Genomic DNA, 22,251 nt, shown 5'->3' with positions numbered 1-22,251 from the left:
TTCCGACTCTATCAGACTCTTTCGTGTCCGACTTCCTCGGTGCCTTTCCGGTTCCCGCTCCGGCCTTTCGGCTTTCGCGTTTCCCTTTCCGGCGGTTCCGACTCTATCAGATCCTTTCGGGCCTGACTCCCAGTCGAAGTGGGGTTGTCTTCGCGGCTGTTGGGCCGTTCCGACGTCTCAAACTCTAGCGGGTTTTCCCGGCGACTCATAATCGAGTCCGGAATTGAATTCGGGCATGCCGAATGGATTCCGTTGGGAGGTGGTGCAGAGTTTGATTTGCCGCACGATGGCGGCGGGAGGTGCTGTCGCAGAACCGTTACGGCTCCGTGGCAACCCGAAGAACTCTACGGATCGGACAGGTGGCTGTCAACCCCCACCGTGCGTGCGTCGGCCAGATCCTCAGTCCAGGTCGTTGAGGCGGCCGCCGGCGTCCGGCTGGGCGTGCTCCACGCGGCGGAGGAGACGGGTCAGCACTTCGCCCAGGGCGCCTCGCTCGTCCTGCGACAGGTCCTGGAGGAGGTCCTCCTCGAAGACCGTGGCCAGGCGCATCGCCTCCAGCCACTTCTCGCGACCCTCCGCGGTGAGCTCGACGATCACGCGGACGCGGTTGGACTCGTCGCGGTCCCGCGTGACGAGGCCCTCCGCCACCATGCGGTCGATGCGGTGGGTCATGGCGGCCGGGGTGAGGCCGAGGCGCTTGGCCAGTTCGCCGGGGCCCATTTGGTAGGGGGCTCCGGAGAGGACGAGGGCCTTGAGGACCTCCCACTCGGCGTTGCTGATGCCGAGGTTCGCGGTCTGGCGCCCGTAGGCGACGTTCATGCGGCGGTTCAGGCGGCCGAGGGCCGAGACGATCTGCTCGACCTGGGGGTCGAGGTCCTGGAACTCCCGCTGGTACGCGGCGATCTGTTCTTCAAGTGTCGGCTCGCTCGGGCCGGGGGTGTCACCCATGGCCGCAGTATGGCACGCCCCCACTTGGCATTGAAGTCCTTCAGTGTGTACAGTTTAGGCTCGAACTTTAGCTTCGAAGTCTTCACTTCTAACGACTCACTCAAGGCAGGTGAAAGTGACCAGGGCGATGGGCGCAGCGATGCGTCGTATTCAGGCAGGCAGCGCGCTGAGCGCGTTCGGCATCGGGTTCACGGTTCCGTTCCTCTACGTCTATGTGGCGCAGGTGCGGGATCTGGGGGCCAGTGCGGCGGGGATCGTCCTTGCCGCCTTTGCCATGGCCGCTCTGATCGTCCTGCCCGTCACCGGCCGCGTCATCGACCGTCGCGGCCCTCTTCCGGTCCTCGTGGGGGCGGCGGTCGTCGCCTCCGTGGGCGCGGTCGCGCTCGGCCTCGCGAACAGCGAGCCGACGGCCATCCTGGCCGCGTCGTTGCTCGGCGCGGGTACGGCGGTCATGCAGCCGGCGCTGGCGACGATGATCGTCTGGTCGTCGACGCCCGCCACCCGTACGCGGTCCTTCGCGACGCAGTTCTTCCTGCAGAACCTGGGCCTCGGCATCGGTGGTCTCATCGGCGGCCAGATCGTCGACGAGAGCCGTCCCGGCAGCTTCACGCTGCTGTTCTCCATCGAGTCCGTGATGTTCCTGGTCCTCGCGGCCATCGCGCTGACCGTACGGCTTCCGCACGCGCCGTCCATCCAGGACGCGATGCCGAAGGACGCCTCCGCCCCGCAGGGCGGCATGCGCGCGCTCCTGAGGCACAAAGCCATGGTGCAGCTGTGCGTGCTCGGCTTCGTGATCTTCTTCGCCTGCTACGGGCAGTTCGAGTCGGGGCTCTCCGCGTACGGCGTGGAGGCCGCGGGCATCTCGGCCTCCACGCTCGGCATCGCGCTCGCCGCCAACACGGCGATGATCGTGATCGCGCAGTTCGCCGTCCTGAAGTTCGTCGAGCGCCGCAAGCGGTCCCGGGTGATCGCCTCGGTCGGTCTGATCTGGGCCTTCGCGTGGCTGCTCGCGGGGTACGCGGGTGTCGGCCACGGCAGCCAGGAGATGGCGACCGCCGCGTTCATCTCGACGTACGCGCTCTTCGGGCTCGGTGAGGCAATGCTGTCGCCGACCGTCGCGCCGCTGGTCGCGGACCTGGCGCCGGGCGGCATGGTCGGTCAGTACAACTCGGCCTTCGCCCTGGTGAAGCAGTTGGCCCTCGCGGTCGGTCCGGCCGTGGGCGGGCCGATGGGCGCCGCGCTGCACATGCCGTACATCGTGACGTTCGTGCTGTTCTCGCTGGGCATGACGGTGCTCGCGGTGCGGCTCGGCCGCCGTCTCACCCCGCTGCAGAACCAGCCCTCGCTGGCCAAGAGCCCGGTGGTGGCGCAGGGCGGCCCGAGCGCCGCGAAGCAGGCGACGGCCGACGCCTGAAGCCCGGGGCGCCGCGCGGGCGCCCCGAGGCGGGCGGCTACTTCGGGAGCGCGAACTCGCACCAGACGGCCTTGCCCCCGCCCGGTGTGCGGCGCGAGCCCCAGTTCGACGCGATCGTGGCGACGATGGCGATGCCGCGTCCCGCCTCGTCCGCAGGTTCGGCGCGGCGGCGGCGCGGCAGGTGGTCGTCGCCGTCGGTGACCTCGATGATCAGCCGGCTGTCGGTGCGGCGCAGGCGCAGCCGCATCGGCGGGGTGCCGTGCTGGAGGGAGTTGGCGACCAGTTCGCTGGCCGCGAGGACGCCCAGATCGTGCAGTTCCGGTGAGAAGCGCCAGCTGGCAAGGACGCCGGTGGCGAAGGCACGCGCGCGTGGTGCCGCTTCGACGCCGCCGAGCAGCTCCAGGGCGGCGTTCCTGAAGAGCTCGGCGTCCGTGCCGGTGCGGGCGGGGTGCTGGACGACCATGACGGCCACGTCGTCGTCGTGGTCGGCGGCCACTCCCAGGGCGCGGATCAGCCGGTCGCACACCACCTGGGGCGTGCCGGTGGCGCCGGCCAGGGCGCGCTCCAGGGAGGCCACTCCTTCGTCGATGTCCTCGCTGCGCCGCTCGACCAGGCCGTCCGTGTAGAGGACGGCGGTGGAGCCGGGGCCGAGCGGGACGGAGCCCGAGGTGTGCAGCCAGCCGCCGGTGCCGAGCGGGGGGCCCGTGGGTTCCTCGGCGCGGTGGATCGTGCCGTTCTCGTCGCGTACGAGGATGGGCAGGTGTCCGGCCGAGGCGTAGACCAGGCTTCCTTCGTTCGGGTCGTGCACCGCGTAGACACAGGTGGCGATCTGGCTGGCGTCGATCTCGGCGGCCAGGCCGTCCAGGAGCTGCAGGACCTCGTGCGGGGGCAGGTCGAGGCGGGCGTACGCGCGCACGGCCGTGCGGAGCTGGCCCATGACGGCCGCCGCGCGCACGCCGCGGCCCATCACGTCGCCGATGACGAGGGCGGTGCGGCCGCCGCCGAGGGTGATCACGTCGTACCAGTCGCCGCCGACCGCGGCCTCGGTGCCGCCCGGCTGGTAGGTGGCGGCGATGCGCAGGTCGTCGGGCTGCTCCAGTTCCTGGGGCAGGAGGGACTTCTGGAGGGTGACGGCCGTCTCGCGCTGGGCCCGCTCGCTGGTGCGCAGCCGCTCGGCGGCCTCCGCGTGGTCGGTGACGTCGGCGGCGAACACCAGGACGCCACCGCCCTCTTCGGGGCCCGCGGCGGAACCGCCGAGCGGCAGCGTCACGGGGGTGCACGTGAAGGTGTACGAGCGGCCGGAGGGTGCCTTGCGGGACTTGACGGTGCGCGGCTTCGCGCTGCGCAGCACCTGGTCGAGGAGCGGCAGCAGGCTCAGCTCGTCCAGTTCGGGCAGGGCCACGCGCGCGGGTTCGCCGACGGGGCGGGGGCCGAAGGCGGCGACGTACGCGTCGTTGACGTACGCGATGCGGTGGTCGGCGCCGTGCACGAGGGCGACGAGGGCCGGGATGCGGTCGAGCACCTCGCGGGCGGGCAGTTCGTCGAGGCCTGCGAGGCCGACGGCGCCGTCCGGCGGGCCGGTCTCGGCTCCGTCGGTGGGCCGTTCGGCGCGGGCGGCGGGGACGGAGCCGTCCCCGCGCGGCGCGGCGACGACCGCCTGTTCGGTCCGCGCTGCTGCGCGGCGCTGCGTTCCGGGGAGCCGGGCGCTCCAGCGCGTGAAGTTCACTGCGGTAGGCCTCGTGATGTCGCTTCTGGGTCGGGAACGCTTCTGGATCGGAAACACAGCCTGTCGGGAGCGGACGGCCCTGGTGTCGGCCCGAGGGCCGGCCCATGGTCACACGAACAGTCTGACCGAACGGACTGACATCCGTCAGACGCCGGTCCTGTGCGGGGAGTTCCTGAGTCCGGTCAGGGGGACTCCTTCGGGCGCTCGCCACCGGCCGCGAGTTCGAACTCCGCACGGGGGTGTTCGAGCGATCCGAGGGAGACGATCTCGCGTTTGAACAGGCCGGCCAGGGTCCATTCGGCGAGCACACGGAACTTGCGGTTGATGGTCGGCACTCTGCTCAAGTGGTAGACGCGGTGCATGAACCAGGCAGGGTAGCCCTTCAGCTTGCGTCCGTAGACGTGCGCGACACCTTTGTGCAGTCCCAGGGAGGCCACGGAGCCCACGTACTTGTGCCTGTACTCCTGGAGGGGCTTGTCGCGCAGGGACGCGACGATGTTGTCGCCGAGGACCTTGGCCTGGCGTACCGCGTGCTGGGCGTTGGGCGCGCACTCCTTGCCCGGCTCCGGGGGTCCCCCCGGGTTTTCGGCGCTGGGGGAGGTGACGTCGGGGACGGCGGCCGCGTCGCCCGCCGCCCACGCGTGCGTGGTGCCTTCGATGGTCAGCTGGGCGGTGCACTTGAGGCGGCCGCGTTCGTTCAGCGGCAGGTCCGACGCGGCGAGGACGGGGTGGGGTTTGACGCCCGCGGTCCACACGACGGTGCGGGTGGGGAAGCGGGAGCCGTCGCTGAGGACGGCGACCCGGTCCTCGCAGGAGTCAAGGCGGGTCTCCAGGCGTACGTCGATATTGCGCCTTCGCAGCTGGCGCACCGTGTACTTGCCCATTTCCTCGCCGACCTCGGGCAGGATGCGGCCCGCCGCCTCGACGAGGATCCACTTCATGTCCTCGGCCTTGATGTTGTGGTAGTAGCGGGTGGCGTAGCGCGCCATGTCCTCCAGCTCGCCGAGTGCCTCGACTCCCGCGTACCCGCCTCCTACGAAGACGTAGGTCAGGGCGGCGTCGCGGATCGCGGGGTCTCGGGTCGAGGAGGCGATGTCCATCTGTTCGATGACGTGGTTGCGCAGGCCGATGGCCTCTTCGACGGTCTTGAAGCCGATGGCGTACTCGGCGAGGCCCGGTACGGGCAGCGTGCGCGCGATGGAGCCGGGGGCCAGGACGAGTTCGTCGTAGGTGATCCGGGCGGCGCCGGTGCCCTCCTCCTCGGTGGCGAGGGTGGTGAAGGAGGCGGTGCGCTTGGCGTGCTCGATGGACTCGACCTCGCCGATGAGGATGTGGCACTTGTCGAGGACGCGGCGCAGCGGGACGACGACGTGCCGCGGCGAGATGGAGCCGGCCGCGGCTTCGGGCAGGAACGGCTGGTACGTCATGTACGGGTCGGGCGTGATCACGACGATCTCGACCTCGCCCCGCCTGAGCTCCTGTTTCAGCTTTCGCTGGAGTCTCAGTGCGGTGTACATGCCGACGTAGCCGCCGCCGACGACGAGAATGCGTACACAGTCCGGGGACGCGGGGGATGTCCCCCGGGAGATCGCAGCCTTCACCATCCCATGACGCACCCGGCTTCGGCGTTTGTCCACAGGCCCGGCAATTTGTGTGACCGGGCACGGTGTGTGCGAAGGGCTCGCAGACCTGTCGCCGGGCATGAAAGCCGTGCAGGTCAGCGGGGCCGAGGGGGGTTCGGGGGCGGGGTGCAAGTAGGCCGGAAAGGGCGCGTACTCCGATCGGGGGGCACGCTGTGCGGAACCCGCCTCTTCTGAATTGACCCCCGCTCAACTATGTTCGTGTGACGTCGGGGTGTCGGGGGATGCGCTCGTCGAGCCGAGATTCCGGTTCGCGGAAGGGCTCGCTCCTCACACGTCGGTAGTCAATGACGGGGAGTGTCTCCGGGGGGAGACGTCATTACCGGGGGAACGTGTATGCACATTCAGGAGACTCACTGGACTTCCGCCGGCATGACGGCATCAGCCGTCGGCCCTGGTGGAAACGGACGAGACATGGGGGAAGGAGCGCGCACGACACCGCTGCGTGTCGACGCACAGCGCAATCTCGAACATGTGCTGAGGGCGGCGCGCGAAGTCTTCGGCGAGCTGGGGTACGGCGCTCCGATGGAGGACGTGGCGCGCCGCGCACGAGTTGGCGTCGGCACCGTCTACCGACGTTTCCCGAGCAAGGATGTGCTGGTCAGGCGGATAGCGGAGGAGGAGACCTCCCGGCTGACCGACCAGGCGCGTGCGGCGCTCGGGCAGGAGGACGAGCCGTGGTCGGCGCTCTCGCGCTTCCTGCGGACGTCCGTGGCGTCGGGTGCGGGCCGGCTGTTGCCGCCGCAGGTGCTGCGGGTGGGCGTCGAGGAGGGCGCCGCCGCGGACGAGGCGCGGGTGCCGCAGCAGCGGCAGTCGGTTCCGGACGCTCCCGAGCTGCGGCTCGTGGAACAGCGTCAGGCGCCGGTCGAGGAGTCGACCTCGCTGGGTGACGACGCGGGGGCGGCGACGCTGCTCGACGTCGTCGGCCGCCTGGTGGAGCGGGCCCGTGCGGCGGGCGCGCTGCGGACGGACGTGACGGTGGCGGACGTCCTGCTGGTGATAGCGACGGCGGCGCCCTCGCTGCCGGATGCGGCGCAGCAGGCGGCGGCCTCTTCGCGGCTGCTCGACATCCTGCTGGAAGGGCTGCGGTCGCGGCCCGCGTAACCGGTCGGGTCGCTCCCGCGGCCCCGGTCGAGCTCGCCTTCTCGGTGCTCCCGTCCGGTGGGAGGTTCAACTCCGCGCACAAGCGCGGCCGTTGAGCCTTCCCCGAATGGGTGAACGGTAGTGCTCTGTTACGGGAAGTCGCCCCGGACGGGTGGTTGACCGTCGTCTCCATCGGCTGCGGCGCGACCGTGTGGCACGCTTTGCCGGTGGTCGGGTCTGAGTGTGCAACCGGGGGCGTTCCGCGATGAGTGTTGACGGTCGGGACGAGTCGCCCGGTGCTTTCGGCGAGGAGGCCCCCTCGGGCAGCGCCGGCGCGGAACCGGGCGAGGCGCCCTCCCGGCAGGTGCCGCCCCAGGGCCGCCCCGGTGGCGGTGCGGGAGCTCCTTCCGGTACGGGAGCTCAAGCCGGGGCGGGTGCGATCCCGGCCCCGGCGGACTCCGCGGCCGAGCCCAGCGTGCCCTCGCAGCGCGCCGCCGGTACGGGGGCCCCGCTGCCGGTGGGCGGCGAAGGCCCGGTGTCCGACGCCGACCTGATCACCCGGATGCGCGGCGGCGACGACTCCGCGTACGAAGCGCTGTACCGCCGGCATGCCGAGGCCGTGCGCCGCTATGCCCGTACGTGCTGTCGCGACGCCCACACGGCCGACGACCTCACGGCCGAGGTCTTCGCCCGCATGCTGCAGGCGGTGCGCGGCGGCAGCGGGCCCGAGCACGCCGTGCGCGCCTATCTGCTGACCACCGTGCGCCGGGTCGCCGCGGGGTGGACGAAGTCCGCGAAGCGGGAGCACCTGGTCGACGACTTCGCGGTGTTCGCGGCGCAGGCCGTGCGCGGCGCGGAGGCGGGCGACGACGACACGCTGGACCTCGGCGCGGATGTCCGCGCGATGCACGAGGCCGAGCAGTCGATGGCCATGCAGGCCTTCAGGAGTCTGCCGGAGCGCTGGCAGGCCGTGCTGTGGCACACGGAGGTCGAGGAGGAGTCCCCGAGCGATGTCGCCACGCTCTTCGGTCTCGACGCGAACGGCACGCGCGTCCTCGCGAGCCGCGCCCGCGAGGGACTGAAACAGGCCTATCTGCAAGCGCATGTGAGCGCGACCCTCACCGAGAGCGAGGAGTGCGCGCGCTACGCCGACCGGCTCGGCGCCTATGCGCGCGGCGGCCTGCGCACCCGCGCCGAGCGCGGCCTGCGCAAGCACCTGGAGGAGTGCGCCAAGTGCCGGCTGGCCGCGGGCCAGATCAAGGACGTCGCCAGTGGCATCCCCGCCGTCGTGCCGGTCGCCGTCATCGGCTGGTTCGGTGCCGCCGGGTACGCGAAGGCGGCCGCGCTCATCGGCGGCGGTACGGCGGGCGCGGGCGCGGCGGGTGCCGCCGGTGCGGCCGCCGCGGGCGGTTCCTCCGGCGGATCGGCCGCGGGGGGCGGAGCCGCCGCGTCCGAGGGGCTCGGCGCTCCGGCGAAGGCCGGTATCGCGGCGAGCGTCGTGGTGGCGGCCGGGATCGCCGCGGCGATCGCCCTCACCGGAGGCGGCGGCAAGCCCAAGGCGGACCCGCCGCCGAAGGCCAAGGAGCCCGCGGTCTCCGAGTCGATCGTGCCGCAGAAGCCGCCGCCCCCGAAGCCGAGGCCCAAGCCGACCCCGCCACCGCCCGCGCCGAAGCCGAAGCCGACCCCCAAGCCCACCCCCACCCCCACGCCGAAGCCGAAGCCTCCCGCGCAGGAGAAGCCGAAACCGAAGCCGCCCCCGCCGGCCCCGAAGCCCAGGCCGAAGCCGCCCGCGCCGAAGCCGAAGCCGCCGCCCCCACCGCCCCCGGCCCCCCGGGTCTACCAGTGGAACGAGCTGGACTACGGCCTCACGGGCGACGGCACCAAGCCCGAGATGCGGCTCACCGAGTCCAGCTGGGTGTGGCAGCGCTGGGGCCTGTCGGTCGCCGGCAAGCGGTACGCCCACGGCGTGACCGTGCACGGCAGGTCCTCCGTGACGATCGACCTGAACCGCAGCTGCTCGACGTACGACGCGGTCGTCGGTGTCGACGACATGACGATGGGGCTCGGCAAGGTGCGCTTCTCCGTGTACGGGGACGGGGCGCGGCTCTGGCGGTCCCCGCTGGTCAAGGGCGGCGATCCGGCCGTGCCCCTGCACGTGGGCCTGACCGGCCGCAAGACGGTCAGGCTCGTCGTCGAACCGCACTCGCCGTTCGACACGACGGCCCTGGCGGACTGGGCGCAGTCGCGGATGACCTGCAACTAGTCCCGCGTCCGGGCCCGGCCCTGGTCCTGTCCCGGGTCGGCGGGTACGGCCAGCTCGGCGAGCACCTGCTCGGTCGTCAGCGCGCTGCCCGCCGCGCGCTCCCGCTCGTACCCGTCCGGGCCGAGCGCGGCGACGGCCGCGCGCTCCGTGCGCTCGGCCTGTGCCGACTCCGGCATCGGGCGCGGGTATCCGTTGCGCAGGGAGGTGGCGGCGGCGAGCACCCGGGCCGCACGCGCGTGGTCGCCGAGGTCGCTCAGGAGCACGGCGGTGCTGTCCACCAGGGAGGCCAGGATGATCTCGGAGCACTGGGACGTCAGGGCCGCGCCCAGTGCGGCGACGACGATCGGCAGCCCCTCGGCCGGTCCCGACTCGGCCGCGACGATGCGTGCCTCCAGGCCGCCGAGGGCGGCTTCGAACTGCGGGGGCGGGGTGCCGTACGCGGACTCGTTCCGCGCTTCCTCCCACAGCCCGCGGGCTGTGGCGATGTCCCCGTCGTCCAGCAACATCAGCGCCCGCAGCAGCCGCACGAAGGCGCGCGAGTCCGTCACTCCGGACCGGTCGGCCTCCTGGGTCGCCTCGTCGAGGACCTTGGACGCGACGTCCCTGTCGCCCTCGCGGTAGGCGATCTCGGCGAGCCGGGCGAGCAGGAACGGCGCCTCGGCGTACGCGCTCACCTCGTAGGCGAGGCGGAGCGCCTCCTCGTACTCGGCGCGGGCCTCCTCGTGATGGCTGCGGGCCATGGCCGCCTCGCCCGCCGCGCTGCACACCTGGGCGCGCATCCAGCGGTCGCCCACGCGGCGGCTCAGCGCCCGCAGCTCCGCCAGGTCCTCGTCGACGCCCGAGAGGTGTCCGGGCATGTCGACGGCCATGTGGGCGCGGAACATGAGGATGACGCCCAAGTCCCATTCGCCGCCGTACCTGCGGCAGTTCTCGACCGCACGGTTCAGCGGACCCACCGCCTCCTCGTGGGTGCCGCCGGTGAAGAAGATGGTGAACGGCCAGATCAGCCCGGGGAAACGGGCGGACTCGGGGCCCGGGCGCATGAACGCGGCGCGCAGCGCCTCGACGTACTCCACATCGGCAAGGCCGCCGGGGCGGTCCTCACCCTCCACGGGCCTGGACTCCGCGACCAAGAAGAGGTGCAGTATCCGCAGGTTCATCCACGGCCAGTACAGCGGGTCGTCCTCGGCGGGCAGGCCCTCCGGGGCGAGTCCCACGACGCGGCCCATCCAGTCGGCGCCCTCGCTGCGGTAGTTGCGCAGCCACCAGAACCAGCCGGTGTGCAGCACCATCGCGATCGCCGCGGCCGCGTCGCGGGCCTCGATGAAGCGCTGCAGGGCCGCGCGGATGTTGTCGAGCTCGACCTCCAGGCAGGTGATCCACGGCAGTTGCTCCGCCGAGCGGATCAGGGGGTCGGCGCGGGCGACGAGGTCCGCGAAGTACGCCGAGTGGCGGGCGCCGGCCGCGGCGAGCAGCTCCGGGGTCTCGGCGGCGCGCTCGCTCGCGTACTCGTGGATGGTCTCCAGGAGGCGGTAGCGCATGCCGCCGTCCCCGGCCGCGGCGGGAACGGTCACGACCAGGGACTTGTCGACGAGGGCGCCGATCAGGTCCGTGGCGGGCGCCGTGCAGACGGCCTCCGCCGCCGGGAGGTCCCAGCCGCCGGCGAAGACGGACACCTCGCGCAGCACGGACCGCTCGGCCTCGTCGAGCAGTTCCCAGGACCAGTCGACGACGGCCCGCAGGGTCTGCTGGCGGGGCAGGACCGTGCGGCTTCCGCTGGTCAGGAGGCGGAAGCGGTCGTCGAGGCGGTCGGCGATCTGGCGCGGGGTGAGAAGACGCAGGCGGGCGGCGGCCAGTTCGATGGCGAGCGGCAGACCGTCGAGGCGGCGGCAGATCTCCGCGACGGCCGCCGCGTCCTCCTCGGGGTCGAACCCGGCCCGCACCGCCGCGGCCCGCTCGGCGAACAGGCGGTGCGCGGGGTCGGGCGGGAGCGGCTCGACGGGGCGCACCGACTCGCCCGGCACGCCCAGGGGTTCGCGGCTGGTGGCGAGGATGGTGAGGCCCGGGCAGTGCGTGAGGAGGGTCTCGGCGAGCTCGGCGGCGGCGCCGATGACGTGTTCGCAGTTGTCGAGGAGCAGGAGCAGGCTGCGCGGGGCGCAGTACTCGACGAGCTGGGCGACCGGGTCGTCCTGCGGAGCGGTCAGTTCGCTGGTCATCAGGACGGTCTCGCGCAGGTCGAGCGCGCTGACGACAGCGCCGGGCACCGCCTTGGGGTGGTCGAGCGGGGCGAGCTCGGCCAGCCATGCCTGCGGATGCCCGGCGGCGGCTTCCTCGGCGAGGCGGGTCTTGCCGGAGCCGCCCGGTCCGGTGAGGGTGACGAGGCGGGCCCTGTGCAAGTCGGAACGGATGGCGGCGAGTTCTGGTTCCCGGCCGACGAAGGAGGTCAAGCGGGTGCGGATGTTCCCCTTCCGCTCGGCGGGGGCCGAGCGTTCCGCAGGAGCCGGGTGTTCCACGGGGGCTGCGTGTTCCGTCGGAGCTGAGCGTTCCGCCGAAGCGGGCCGTTCCGTGGGGGCTGCGTGCGGCGCCCGCCGTGGTGGTGGCGCGTCCGACCCGTCCAGCAACTGCGCGTGCAGCGCCCGCAGTTCGGGCCCGGGGCCGGTGCCGAGGCCCTCGGCGAGGGCGCGGCGCGCCTCCTCGTAGGCGGCGAGCGCGGCGGCCCCGCGCCCGGCGTCGCGCAGGGCGCGGATCAGGAGGGCGCGCAGCGTCTCGTCGTACGGCTGGAGTGCGGTCAGTTCGCGCAGTTCCGGTACGACGTCGGACGCGCGGCCAAGAAGCAGGTCCGCCTCGATCCGCGCGCGGACGGCCTCGGCGCGCAGCGCCTCGGGCCGTGCCGCCGCGCTGCGGTCGGGCAGGTCGGCGAGGGCGGGGCCGCGCCACAGGGCGAGCGCGTCGCGCAGGGTGCGGGCGGCGGCCGCCGGGTCGGTGCGGTCAAGGGCCGCCCTGGCCTCGCGCACGAGCCGCTCGAAGCGGTACAGGTCGACGTCCTCGGGGGCGACGGCCAGGCGGTACCCGCCGGGGGCCGATACGACGGCGTCCCTGCCCAGGGCGCGGCGCAGGCGGCCGACCAGGGCCTGCAGGGCGGCGGGGGCGTCGGCCGGCGGGTCGTCCGCCCAGACCTCGTCGATGAGGGTGCCGACGGTGGCCGTGCGGTTGGCGCGCAGCACGAGGGCGGCGAGCAGGGCACGCAGCCGCTGGCCGCCTACGGGCAGGGTGGCGCCGTGACTGTCGTACGCCTCGGTGGCGCCCAGGATTTTGTACCGCACCACGTCATTCTCCCCGGTCGAGTGCGCTGAGGCGCATGGTTTCTTCCGGGTGCGCGTTGGCGGGGCGCCGTCAGCTCTCGGAGTGCCGCGTTCCGCGGTGTGCTCCGGGTCCGGCCCGGAGCACACCTACTGGGTCCGGCCCGGCCGCCTACCGGGCCCGGCTCTGCCGCTACCGGGTCCGACCCGGCCGCCTACCGGATCCGGCCCGGCCAGGACGCCTACTGGGCCCGACTCTGCCGCCCTGTACGTCCACTGCGGCCGCAGCAGTACGCCCGCTCCGGTACCCGGCTACGCCCGCACCAGTAGCTCCCGCCCCGGCGCGGACCCGCGCGGACCCGCCTCAGAGTCTGTCTTCGGACCCCCGCCTGCACCCCGACCTGCACCTCGACCTGCACCCTGACGCCCGGCACGCACGCACGCCCGGCACACACGCACGCTCGGCGCTGCGCCCGCGCTTCGCGCGGACGACGGGAGTCCGGAGACAGGCTCTCAGACCGCCGACGCCCCGCTCGACGGGCGGCGCCCCACCCCTAGGGCGCCCCTCTGCGGAACCACACTCCCCGTAGGAACGGCTCGCTGTCGTGCTGGAGTTCCCGTCCAGCACGTTCCTCTTCGCGACAGGAGCCGGCGCAGCCACAGCTCGGTGGAGACCAGGTCGGCCAAGCCGTCCAGCGGAAGAGGTTCCCCCTCGGCGGCCGAGCGCAGGGCCTTGCGGACGACGCGGGCCTCCACCAGGCCCGCCTGGGCGAGCAGGGGGGTGTCGAAGAGGGCGATCAGGTCGTCCACGGCCACGCGGATGCCGGTGCGCGCGGCGGCCGCGTTCGAGGCGTGGGACGGCGCGCCCCAGCCGGGTGGCAGCTCGGCGACCCCGGCGCCTTCGAGGACGGTGCGCAGGATCGCGGCGCGCGCCCCTGGCTGCACGCGCAGGGCCTCGGGGAGGGCCCGGCAGGCGCGGACGACCTGGTTGTCCAGGAAGGGCGCGTGCAGGCGCTGGAAGCGCACCTCGGCGGCCTGTTCCAGGACGCGCAGGTCCGCCGCGTGCCGGGCGAGGGCCGCCCGCGCCCGGAACTCGCCGGGACGTTGGCCCGGGCCGCCCGCGCGCATCGTCGTGTCCTGGAGGCGAACCGATACTTCAGCGAGGGCCTCGCCGGTCAGCCAGCGCGCGGCGGGCCCCGGTCTGGCCCACGCGAGGGCGGCGAGCGACGCCCCCACCGCGCCGCCCGGCTCCTCGAAGCGGCGGTGCAGCAGCCGGTCGGCGAGCGATTCGACGCCCGCGCGGTGCGGCATGCGGGCCAGTTTGCGCGCGGCGCCGTACACGCGCGCGGGGACGAGGACCGAGCCGTCGGCCTTCGCCAGGGCCGCCACGGGGCGCACCAGGTGGCGCCGCTTGCGGTCCATCAGGAGGTCGGCGAGGCGGGCCGGGTGGGCGTCGAGGACCTGCCGGGCGCCGTAGCCCGTGAAGTGGTCGGCGCTGCCCGAGGAGAGCCGGGCGCGGTGGCGCTGGGCGGAGACCAGGACGGCGCTCGGCTCGTCCGTGAGCGGGCCCTCCAGGTCGGCGTAGGGCAGGGCGTCCTCGCCGCCGGCGACGACCACGTGGTGCAGGCGCGGGTTGGCCGCGATGGCGCCGGCCCGCTCCAGTTCGGCCTCACGGCCGTCGACTGCCAGGTCGTTGAAGGTGACGGCGAGGAGCCGCTCGCCCGCGCCCGTGCCGTGCCCGAGGACGGTGCCGGGCATCCCGGGCAGACCGGCCGCAAGGAGGGCGAGGGTTCCCGAAGCGGGTCCTCCGGAGAGGTCGGCTCCGATGCCGGGCACCGGCATGCCGCGGGCCGCGCGCCGTTCGGCGGGCCCCATCCCGGGAACCGGGCCCGGGTCGACGTCCGTGCCGGGCACGTGGCGCGGGGCGGTGAGGCGGGCGCGTACCGCCTCGACGAGGGCGTCGCGGACGCCGTCCACCGCGCTGTCGGCATCCCCCGGGGGCGCCGCGACGGCCAGCGAGGCCACCGGTTCGTACCCGGCGATCTCCCGTGCGCCCGCGCGCAGGATCAGCGCGTGCCCCGGGGGCACGCGCCGCACGCCCTGGTACGGAGTCGAGTCGTGCAGCGCCTCCGGGACGTCGGGGGCGGCGAGCAGCGCCGCGAGGTGGCCGATGTCCAGGTGGGCCTCGATGAGGTCGGCCAGGGGCAGCGCGGCCGTCGCGTAGGCCGTGCCGCCGGACCAGGGGGTGTAGAAGACGGGGCGGGCGCCCGCGAGGTCCCCGGCGATCATGACGCGGCGGCCGACCTGGACGACCGCCGTGTAACTGCCGGACCAGGCGGTCAGATGGCGCAGGGCGCCGCCGCGTGCGGCGAGGAGGCCGACCCGCAGCTCCTCGTCGGAGGCCCCGCAGGTGCCGAGCACCGCGACGCGCGCCTGCTCACCGGCGGTCACCGTCCGTACTTCGTCGGCGCGCCAGTCGCCCACCGCCCAGAGCGGATCGGGGTCGCCCCACAGGAGTTGGGAGCCCACCGGGTGCACGGTCTCGCCGTTCTCGCCGGTGGCTCCGGCCGAGCCCACGACGGAGGATCTCGCGGTGGTACTGCTCCACCCCACCAACCACCGCATCGCTGCCTCCACAGGCTGTGGACGAACCGTCGGCGAAGCGCCGTCGGGCGCGGCCGACCGGTGCACCGAAGAACTGGGGACCCATGCTGCCACGAAGGAGGCGTGCGGGAAGGGCTACGGGAGCGCTTGCACGCCAGTGAATGCGCCTCGGGGGAAGGGTGGTTGAAGGATTGGTTGAAGGAAAGAACCAAGGCGCTCCCCCACAGGAACGCTTCGGGATCGCCTCGGGAACGCTTCGGGGGTGTCTCGGGGGTGGCTCGGAAACGGCCCGTGGGATGCCCCGCGGGCGACCCCGGAGTGACCTGTGGGCGGAATGTCGCTTCCCGCGCGCAGGCGCTTTTCGGCCAAATCGGCCTGGGATGGGCCCAGAACGGAACCGTTCGAAGGCAACACACAGCCCGGGAGGCGGTGTTCGCCTCCCGGACCGGTCCGCCGCCCGCGGGGATGGAGGCGGCGGTGTCCCCCAGCCCACTGACTCCAGCGCAGCGGGCCGACCCACGCACCGTCAATGGAAGCGCTCCCGTCATGGCCGGAGAAGAGCGCACGCACGGGCGCACGGCCACACAACGGGAGCACGCCGCGGCATGGACGCACTTCCGTACGGGCAACAATCTCGCCATCCGGAACTGCGCCTCTTAACGCTTGGGATGCGGCGAACTACGCTGTGTGTGCTGATGTTTTCGCGGAGGCATATACCTGGAGGATCGGCCAAACGCTCTTGCGGCCGCTATTCCGGCCACTGCGCGGGGTGGCCCGGGGCGCGACGCCCGGACCGCGGTGTGCGGGGGCTCGACCGGGGTGCCCGTGGCTCACGTCACGGCGCGCACGGCCAGGGGTGCCACTGCCCCCGGGGGGACCCAGCACGAATGCCGTGCGGTCCAGCCACTGCCCGGCAGCCGTCTGTGTCGAGGGGTGGCGCATGTCCAGGGAGCAACGCGGGCCGAACGAAAAACTCGGCACCGTTCTCGCCCTCGCGGGAATCAGCAATGCGGGACTCGCCCGCCGGGTCAACGACCTCGGCGCACAGCGCGGGTTGACGCTCCGTTACGACAAGACATCGGTGGCCCGCTGGGTCTCCAAGGGCATGGTGCCCCAGGGCGCCGCGCCCCATCTGATCGCGGCGGCCATCGGGCAGAAGCTCGGCCGCCCGGTGCCGCTGCACGAGATCGGCCTCGCCGACGCCGACCCCGCGCCCGAGGTGGGCCTCGCCTTCCCGCGCGACGTGGGGGCCGCGGTGAAGTCCGCGACCGAGCTCTACCGCCTCGACCTGGCGGGCCGCCGCGCGGGCGGCGGCATCTGGCAGTCCCTGGCCGGCTCGTTCGCGGTGAGCGCCTACGCGACGCCCGCCTCGCGCTGGCTGATAACCCCGGCCGACAGCTCCGTCGCACGCGACGTCTCGCGCGAGGCGTCCCGCGACCTCGCGCACGCCGACGACGGCGCGCCCATGAAGGTCGGCCACAGCGACGTGCTGAAGCTGCGGGAGGCCGCCGAGGACGCGCGCCGCTGGGACTCCAAGTACGGGGGCGGCGACTGGCGTTCCTCGATGGTCCCGGAGTGCCTGCGGGTCGAGGCGGCGCCGCTGCTGCTCGGCTCGTACTCCGACGAGGTCGGCCGCGCCCTCTTCGGGGCGTCCGCCGAGCTGACGCGCCTGGCCGGCTGGATGGCCTTCGACACGGGCCAGCAGGAGGCCGCACAGCGCTACTACATCCAGGCGCTGCGGCTCGCGCGCGCGGCGGCGGACGTGCCCCTTGGGGGGTACGTCCTGGCGTCCATGTCCCTCCAGGCGACGTACCGGGGCTTCGGGGACGAGGGGGTCGACCTCGCGCAGGCCGCCCTTGAGCGCAACAGGGGCCTGGCCACCGCCCGCACCATGAGCTTCTTCCGGCTCGTCGAGGCACGGGCCCACGCGCGTGCCAACGACGCACTGGCGGCGGGGGCGGCGCTGCGGGCCGCCGAGGGGTGGCTCGAGCGGGCCAGGGACGGCGACCACGACCCGACCTGGCTCGGCTTCTACTCCTACGACCGCTTCGCCGCCGACGCCGCCGAGTGCTACCGGGACCTGAAGGCGCCGCGACAGGTGCGGCGCTTCACCGAGCAGGCACTGTCCCGTCCCACCGAGGAGTTCGTGCGCTCGCACGGATTGCGCCTCGTGGTGTCGGCGGTCGCCGAGCTGGAGTCCGGGAACCTCGACGCGGCGTGCGAGCAGGGGACGCGGGCCCTTGAGGTCGCCGGGCGGATCTCCTCCGCGCGGACGACGGAGTACGTGAAGGACCTGCTGCACCGCCTGGAGCCGTACGGCGACGAGCCGCGGGTGGTGGAGCTCCGCGAGCGGGCGCGGCCGCTCCTCGTGGCTCCGGCGTAGTGGCTCCGGCGTAGGCGGCGGGCTGCCCGGGCGGTGCCTCCCGGTGCCCGGGTGAACGCGTGGGTGAGGCCGGGTGAACCGGTACGGATCGGTGGGGAAGGATCCGGCGCCCGGGGTTTGGCGGCGTTGTCAGTGGCGCAGGGCAGTATCTGTGGTGGGAGGTGAGGCGCGGTGAAGAAGGTCGCGTACGACTGCGACGTGCTGGTGATCGGCGGCGGCATCGTCGGTCTTGCGACGGCGTATGCCCTGACGCGCAGCGCTCCCGGCACCCGGGTGACGGTGCTCGAGAAGGAGCCCGGGCCCGCCCGCCACCAGACGGGGCGCAACAGCGGTGTGATCCACAGCGGGATCTACTACCGCCCCGGCTCGCTCAAGGCGAGGTTCGCGGTCCGTGGCGCCGCGGAGATGATCAAGTTCTGCGCGGAGTACGACATCGCGCACGAGGTCACCGGCAAGCTGATCGTCGCCACCGAACGCGAGGAGCTCCCCCGGCTGCACGCACTGGTCCAGCGCGGCAGGGAGAACGGCATTCCGGTCCGCGAGCTGGGCCCCGCGCAGATCACGGAGTACGAGCCGGAGGTCCGCGGCCTGGCCGCGATCCACGTGGGGACGACCGGGATCTGCGACTACGGCGCGGTGGCGGCGCGCCTGGCCGAGGCGTCCGGGGCCGACATCCGCTACGGGGCGCGGGGCGCCGTCGTCCGTATCGACCGCCGCCCCGACCTCGGCGTCGCGGTCGCCACGGCGGACGGCTCGGTCGTCCGCGGCAAGGTCCTGGTGAACTGCGCGGGGCTGCACTGCGACGCGGTCGCGCGGCTCACCGGGGACGATCCGGGCATGCGGATCGTGCCGTTCCGGGGGGAGTACTTCGACCTGGTCCGGCCCGAGCTGGTGCGCGGTCTCGTCTATCCCGTGCCGGACCCGGCCTTTCCGTTCCTCGGCGTCCACCTGACGCGAGGGGTCGGCGGCGGGGTCCACGTGGGGCCGAACGCGGTGCCGGCGCTGGCCCGCGAGGGGTATGACTGGTCGGTCGTCCGGCCCCGTGAGCTCGCCGGGACGATCGGCTGGCCCGGTTCCTGGCACATGGCCCGCCGGCACTGGCGGTACGGGGCGGGTGAGCTGCGGCGCTCCGCGTCGAAGGCGGCGTTCACCTCGGCGGTGCGGAGGCTGCTGCCGGCGGTGCGGGCGGATGATCTGGTGCCGGCCCCTGCGGGGGTGCGGGCGCAGGCGGTGCTGCGGGATGGGACGCTGGTCGACGACTTTCTGATACGGGAGGGGGCGCGCGCGGTCCACGTCCTGAACGCGCCGTCTCCTGCGGCTACGGCTTCCCTCCCTATTGGGAGGGAGGTTGCTCGGAGGGCGTTGGGGTCCCTGCGGGGCGTGTGTGGCTGAGCGCGCGGTTGCTGCGGCCCTGGCCGCGACCCTCTCGCCCCCATCTTCATCGCGGGCCACGACCCGGCTAGGTGCGCAGTTCCCCGCGCCCCTTGGCGGCGATCCGTTGCCCTCAGCGTCATGGCGGGCCCCGACCCCACTACGTGCGCAGTTCCCCGCGCCCCTTGGCGGCGATCCCTCGCCCCCACCGTCATCGCGGGCCCCGACCCCACTAGGTGCGCAGTTCCCCGCGCCCCTTAGCGGCGATCCGTTGCCCCCGCCCGGCCAGGTGCGCGGTTCCCTCCGTCCCTGGTCGTAAAATTGGGGGCACTGTGTCTGACTCATTCCATAGCCCCGACGCCCCGTCGCCCCGCGAGGTCGCCGCGCCCCGGTTTCCCGGGGGGCCCTCGCCCGATCCCGCTGGGTCGCACCATGAGCGGCGGATCCGTAGCTTTCAGCCCCGGCGCAGTCGGGTGACCGCCAGCCAGGGGGACGCTCTGCGTCGGCTCTGGCCCCAGTGGGGCATGGACATCGACGGGCTGCGCCGGCTCGACCTCGCCGAGCTGTTCGGGGACGACAAGCCCGTCGTCCTGGAGATCGGCTTCGGCATGGGCGAGGCCACCGCCCAGATGGCCGCCGCCGACCCGGACACCGGCATCCTCGCCGTCGACGTGCACACCCCCGGCCAGGGCAACCTCCTCGGCCTCGCCGAGCGGAACGGTCTGAGCAACGTCCGCGTGGCCAACGGCGACGCGATCATCCTGCTCCGCGAGATGCTCGCGCCCGAGTCCCTCGACGGCCTGCGCGTCTACTTCCCCGACCCCTGGCCCAAGGCCCGGCACCACAAGCGCCGCCTGATCCAGCCGGAGTTCCTGACGCTGGCCGCGCCCTCCCTCAAGCCCGGCGCGCTGCTGCACTGCGCGACCGACTGGGAGCCGTACGCCGAGCAGATGCTGGAGGTGCTCACCGCGCACCCCGACTTCGAGAACACCCAGGCGGACGGCGGGTACGCCCCGCGCCCCGACTTCCGCCCCCTCACCCGCTTCGAGGGCCAGGGCCTCGGCAAGGGCCACGTCGTCCAGGACCTGCTGTTCCGCCGAGTTGCCCCTCCCCAGGGCTGAGGCACCGTCGCGGCCCGTCCCGTCCCTCGTTAGGGTCAACGGCGTGGCCACCAGTTCTCCGTATCCCATACCCCCCGAGGCGCCCGCCCCGGGGGCACTGCGCCGCGTGCGCTGGTGGCAGCGGCGCGCGATACGCGTGGCCGCGCTCGTCACGCTGCTCGCCCTCTCGGGCCTGGTGATCCTCGCCCTGGTCAGGGAGCAGACCGGCACCGAGGGCTTCCTGGTCGGGCTCGGCCTCGCGATCGTGCCCGTGCCGCTGCTCGTCGCCGCGTTCCGCTGGCTGGACCGGGTGCAGCCGGGACCGTGGCGGAACCTCCTCTTCTCCTTCTCCTGGGGCGCCTGCGCGGCCGCCCTCATCGCGATCGTCGCGAACAGCTTCGCGATCCGCTGGATAGCCACCGCCACCGCCGACCCCACCAGCGCGGACAACCTCGGCGCGACCGTGATCGCCCCGATCGTCGAGGAGAGCGCGAAGGCGGCGGCCGTCCTGCTCGTCTTCCTCTTCCGCAGACGCGACTTCACGGGAATCGTCGACGGCGTCGTCATAGCGGGGGTGACCGCGACGGGGTTCGCGTTCACCGAGAACATCCTCTATCTGGGCAACGCCTTCGTCACCGACCAGCTCAGCCGCGAGAGCGGCCTCGCCTCGGTGACGGCGGCGACCTTCTTCGTGCGCGTGGTCATGTCACCGTTCGCGCATCCGCTCTTCACCGTCCTGACCGGCATCGGCTTCGGCCTCGCCGCGTTCGCCGCCGACCGCCAGCGGCTGCGGCGGCTGCTGCTTCCGCTCGCCGGACTGCTGCTCGCGATGGGCATGCACGCGCTGTGGAACGGCTCGGCGGTCTTCGGCCAGTTCGGCTTCTTCACCGTGTACGCGGTGTTCATGCTCCCGGTGTTCGGCCTGCTCACCTGGCTGGCCGTCTGGACCCGGCAGCGCGAGCTGCGCACGATCCGCGCGGAGCTGCCCGCGTACGCGGCGGCCGGCTGGCTGACGCCGCCCGAGCCGTACGCGCTGGGCTCGATGCGCGCCCGCTCGCTGGCCCGCGACTACGCCTCGTACACCTGGGGCAAGGCGGCTGCCCGCACGGTCGCGGAGTACCAGACGTACGCGACGTCCCTCGCGCTCCTGCGCCACCGGGGCCGCCGCGGCCGGGCCGGGGCCGACTTCGTCGTACGCGAGCGGGAGCTACTCGAAAGGCTGTGGGAGCGCCGCGAACCGGCCCGCCCCGCCCTCGCGTACGCGGCGCGGGCGACGGCACCGGTCCTGCTCCCCGTGCCGTACGCGGGGTACGGGCACCCCCCGTACGGGTACCCGCAGCCCCGCCCCGCGTACCCGCAGCCCTATCCCGCGTACGGCTACCCGACGACGTACGACAACCCCTACCGCTCTTAGGCCCTACGCGGAAGCCTCCGTCAGGCGCGCGAGCTCCGCCTGCGTCAGTTCCAGGTCCGCCACCGCGAGCAGCGCGGGCAGCTGCCCGACCGTGCGCGCGGAGGCGATCGGCGCCGCGACGGTGGGCTGCGCCGCCAGCCAGGCGAGCGCCACGGTCGCGACCTCGGCGCCGCGGTCGGCGGCGATCTCGTCGAGCGCGGCGAGGACACGGTCGCCGCGCTCGCTGCCCACGTACGACTCGACCCGTCCGCTGCGCGCGCTCTCCACCCGCGCACCGGGGCGGTACTTGCCGGTCAGGAAGCCGGACGCGAGCGCGTAGTAGGGGACGGCCGCGAGGCCGGAGCGCGAGGCGAGCTCCTGGAGCGGGCCCTCGTAGGTGTCGCGGGAGACGAGGTTGTAGTGCGGCTGCAGCGCGACGTAGCGCGCGAGGCCCTCGCGGTCGGAGAAGTCGAGGGACTCCTGGAGCCGCTCGGGCGTGATGTTGGAGGCGGCGATGGCGCGCACCTTGCCGTCCCGCACCAGCTCGTCGAGCGTGCCGATGATCTCCTCGACGGGGACCGAGGGGTCGTCGTAGTGCGTGTAATAGAGGTCGATGTAGTCGGTGCCGAGACGGCGCAGGGACTGCTCGGCGGCGCCCTTGATGGTGGCCGGGGAGAGGCCCTTGTACGCGGGGTGCGCGCCGGCCTTCGTGGCGATGACGACATCGGAGCGGTTGCCGCGCTCGGCGAGCCACTCGCCGATGAGGGTCTCGGACTCGCCGCCCTCGTTGCCCTCCACCCAGGCCGAGTACGCGTCGGCGGTGTCGATGAAGTTGCCGCCCGCGGCGGTGTAGGCGTCGAGGACGGCGAAGGACGCGGCGCGGTCGGCGGTCCAGCCGAAGACGTTGCCGCCCAGGGAGAGCGGGAAGACCTCGAGGTCGGAAGAGCCGAGCTGGCGAAGAGAAGTCATACGTTCCGCAACGTCCGCGGTGGAAGCGGAATTCCGTCTCGCCGGGACGGGACCGGCG

13 protein-coding genes are annotated in these 22,251 nt (G+C 73.2%); 7 read left to right on the top strand and 6 right to left on the bottom strand.

Features of this window, described 5'->3' with window-relative positions; translation table 11 throughout:
- Positions 1-399: 399 nt before the first annotated feature.
- Entirely contained in the window at positions 400-948 is a 549-nt protein-coding gene (locus tag ACFVYL_RS36405; RefSeq protein ID WP_389724103.1) for a MarR family winged helix-turn-helix transcriptional regulator, read from the bottom strand.
- A 115-nt stretch (positions 949-1,063) separates the two neighbouring features.
- On the opposite strand from ACFVYL_RS36405, the gene ACFVYL_RS36400 reads away from it, so the two are divergent.
- Positions 1,064-2,362 carry an MFS transporter gene (locus ACFVYL_RS36400; protein ID WP_389724101.1) on the top strand — a complete coding sequence of 433 codons (1,299 nt, stop codon included), beginning with the start codon at positions 1,064-1,066 and terminating at the stop codon, positions 2,360-2,362.
- A gap of 37 nt (positions 2,363-2,399) precedes the next feature.
- Here ACFVYL_RS36400 and ACFVYL_RS36395 read toward each other — a convergent pair whose 3' ends face one another.
- Together ACFVYL_RS36395 and ACFVYL_RS36390 are read right to left on the bottom strand one after the other, a co-directional pair.
- Positions 2,400-4,088: a SpoIIE family protein phosphatase gene (locus ACFVYL_RS36395; RefSeq protein ID WP_389724099.1), complete on the bottom strand. Its 1,689-nt coding sequence runs from the start codon at positions 4,086-4,088 to the stop codon at positions 2,400-2,402.
- Between the two features lie 182 nt (positions 4,089-4,270).
- Complete coding sequence (locus ACFVYL_RS36390) at positions 4,271-5,692, bottom strand: NAD(P)/FAD-dependent oxidoreductase (RefSeq protein ID WP_389724097.1); 1,422 nt, start codon at positions 5,690-5,692, stop codon at positions 4,271-4,273.
- Positions 5,693-6,064: 372 nt separating this feature from the next.
- Between ACFVYL_RS36390 and ACFVYL_RS36385 the strand changes: the two genes are divergently transcribed.
- Together ACFVYL_RS36385 and ACFVYL_RS36380 are read left to right on the top strand one after the other, a co-directional pair.
- Positions 6,065-6,832, top strand: a complete 768-nt coding sequence (locus tag ACFVYL_RS36385) for a TetR/AcrR family transcriptional regulator (protein WP_389724094.1) — start codon at positions 6,065-6,067, stop codon at positions 6,830-6,832.
- A 244-nt stretch (positions 6,833-7,076) separates the two neighbouring features.
- Positions 7,077-9,074, top strand: a complete 1,998-nt coding sequence (locus ACFVYL_RS36380) for a sigma-70 family RNA polymerase sigma factor (RefSeq protein WP_389724091.1) — start codon at positions 7,077-7,079, stop codon at positions 9,072-9,074.
- Here the strand turns inward: ACFVYL_RS36380 and ACFVYL_RS36375 are convergent.
- A complete protein-coding gene (locus tag ACFVYL_RS36375) occupies positions 9,071-12,397 on the bottom strand; it encodes a BTAD domain-containing putative transcriptional regulator (protein ID WP_389724109.1) in 3,327 nt (1,108 codons plus the stop codon). The genes ACFVYL_RS36380 and ACFVYL_RS36375 overlap by 4 nt on opposite strands.
- Positions 12,398-12,886: 489 nt before the next feature.
- Positions 12,887-14,998: an asparagine synthase-related protein gene (locus ACFVYL_RS36370; RefSeq protein ID WP_389724089.1), complete on the bottom strand. Its 2,112-nt coding sequence runs from the start codon at positions 14,996-14,998 to the stop codon at positions 12,887-12,889.
- Positions 14,999-15,917: 919 nt separating this feature from the next.
- Between ACFVYL_RS36370 and ACFVYL_RS36365 the strand changes: the two genes are divergently transcribed.
- The 4 genes from ACFVYL_RS36365 to ACFVYL_RS36350 all read left to right on the top strand — a co-directional run bounded on the left by ACFVYL_RS36365 (position 15,918) and on the right by ACFVYL_RS36350 (position 21,245).
- Positions 15,918-17,360 carry an MFS transporter gene (locus ACFVYL_RS36365; RefSeq protein WP_389724087.1) on the top strand — a complete coding sequence of 481 codons (1,443 nt, stop codon included), beginning with the start codon at positions 15,918-15,920 and terminating at the stop codon, positions 17,358-17,360.
- Between the two features lie 171 nt (positions 17,361-17,531).
- The gene (lhgO, locus tag ACFVYL_RS36360) at positions 17,532-18,752 is read left to right on the top strand and encodes an L-2-hydroxyglutarate oxidase (RefSeq protein WP_389724085.1); all 1,221 of its coding nucleotides are present in this window, start codon (positions 17,532-17,534) and stop codon (positions 18,750-18,752) included.
- A 311-nt stretch (positions 18,753-19,063) separates the two neighbouring features.
- The gene (gene trmB, locus ACFVYL_RS36355) at positions 19,064-19,852 is read left to right on the top strand and encodes a tRNA (guanosine(46)-N7)-methyltransferase TrmB (RefSeq protein WP_389724082.1); all 789 of its coding nucleotides are present in this window, start codon (positions 19,064-19,066) and stop codon (positions 19,850-19,852) included.
- Between the two features lie 43 nt (positions 19,853-19,895).
- Complete coding sequence (locus ACFVYL_RS36350; RefSeq protein ID WP_389724080.1) at positions 19,896-21,245, top strand: PrsW family intramembrane metalloprotease; 1,350 nt, start codon at positions 19,896-19,898, stop codon at positions 21,243-21,245.
- A gap of 3 nt (positions 21,246-21,248) precedes the next feature.
- Here the strand turns inward: ACFVYL_RS36350 and ACFVYL_RS36345 are convergent, their stop codons facing one another.
- A complete protein-coding gene (locus ACFVYL_RS36345) occupies positions 21,249-22,193 on the bottom strand; it encodes an aldo/keto reductase (RefSeq protein WP_389724077.1) in 945 nt (314 codons plus the stop codon).
- Positions 22,194-22,251 lie beyond the last annotated feature (58 nt).

The organism is Streptomyces sp. NPDC058308, from assembly GCF_042880275.1.
Taxonomy (GTDB): Bacteria; Actinomycetota; Actinomycetes; order Streptomycetales; family Streptomycetaceae; genus Streptomyces.
This window is presented reverse-complemented; position numbering and strand designations above follow the sequence as displayed.

Coding starts and splice junctions, on each gene's coding strand:
- ACFVYL_RS36405 (WP_389724103.1), bottom strand. CDS start 948: ATGGGTGACACCCCCGGCCCGAGCGAGCCGACACTTGAAGAACAGATC.
- ACFVYL_RS36390 (WP_389724097.1), bottom strand. CDS start 5,692: ATGGTGAAGGCTGCGATCTCCCGGGGGACATCCCCCGCGTCCCCGGAC.
- ACFVYL_RS36385 (WP_389724094.1), top strand. CDS start 6,065: ATGCACATTCAGGAGACTCACTGGACTTCCGCCGGCATGACGGCATCA.
- ACFVYL_RS36380 (WP_389724091.1), top strand. CDS start 7,077: ATGAGTGTTGACGGTCGGGACGAGTCGCCCGGTGCTTTCGGCGAGGAG.
- ACFVYL_RS36370 (WP_389724089.1), bottom strand. CDS start 14,998: ATGCGGTGGTTGGTGGGGTGGAGCAGTACCACCGCGAGATCCTCCGTC.
- ACFVYL_RS36365 (WP_389724087.1), top strand. CDS start 15,918: ATGTCCAGGGAGCAACGCGGGCCGAACGAAAAACTCGGCACCGTTCTC.
- ACFVYL_RS36345 (WP_389724077.1), bottom strand. CDS start 22,193: ATGACTTCTCTTCGCCAGCTCGGCTCTTCCGACCTCGAGGTCTTCCCG.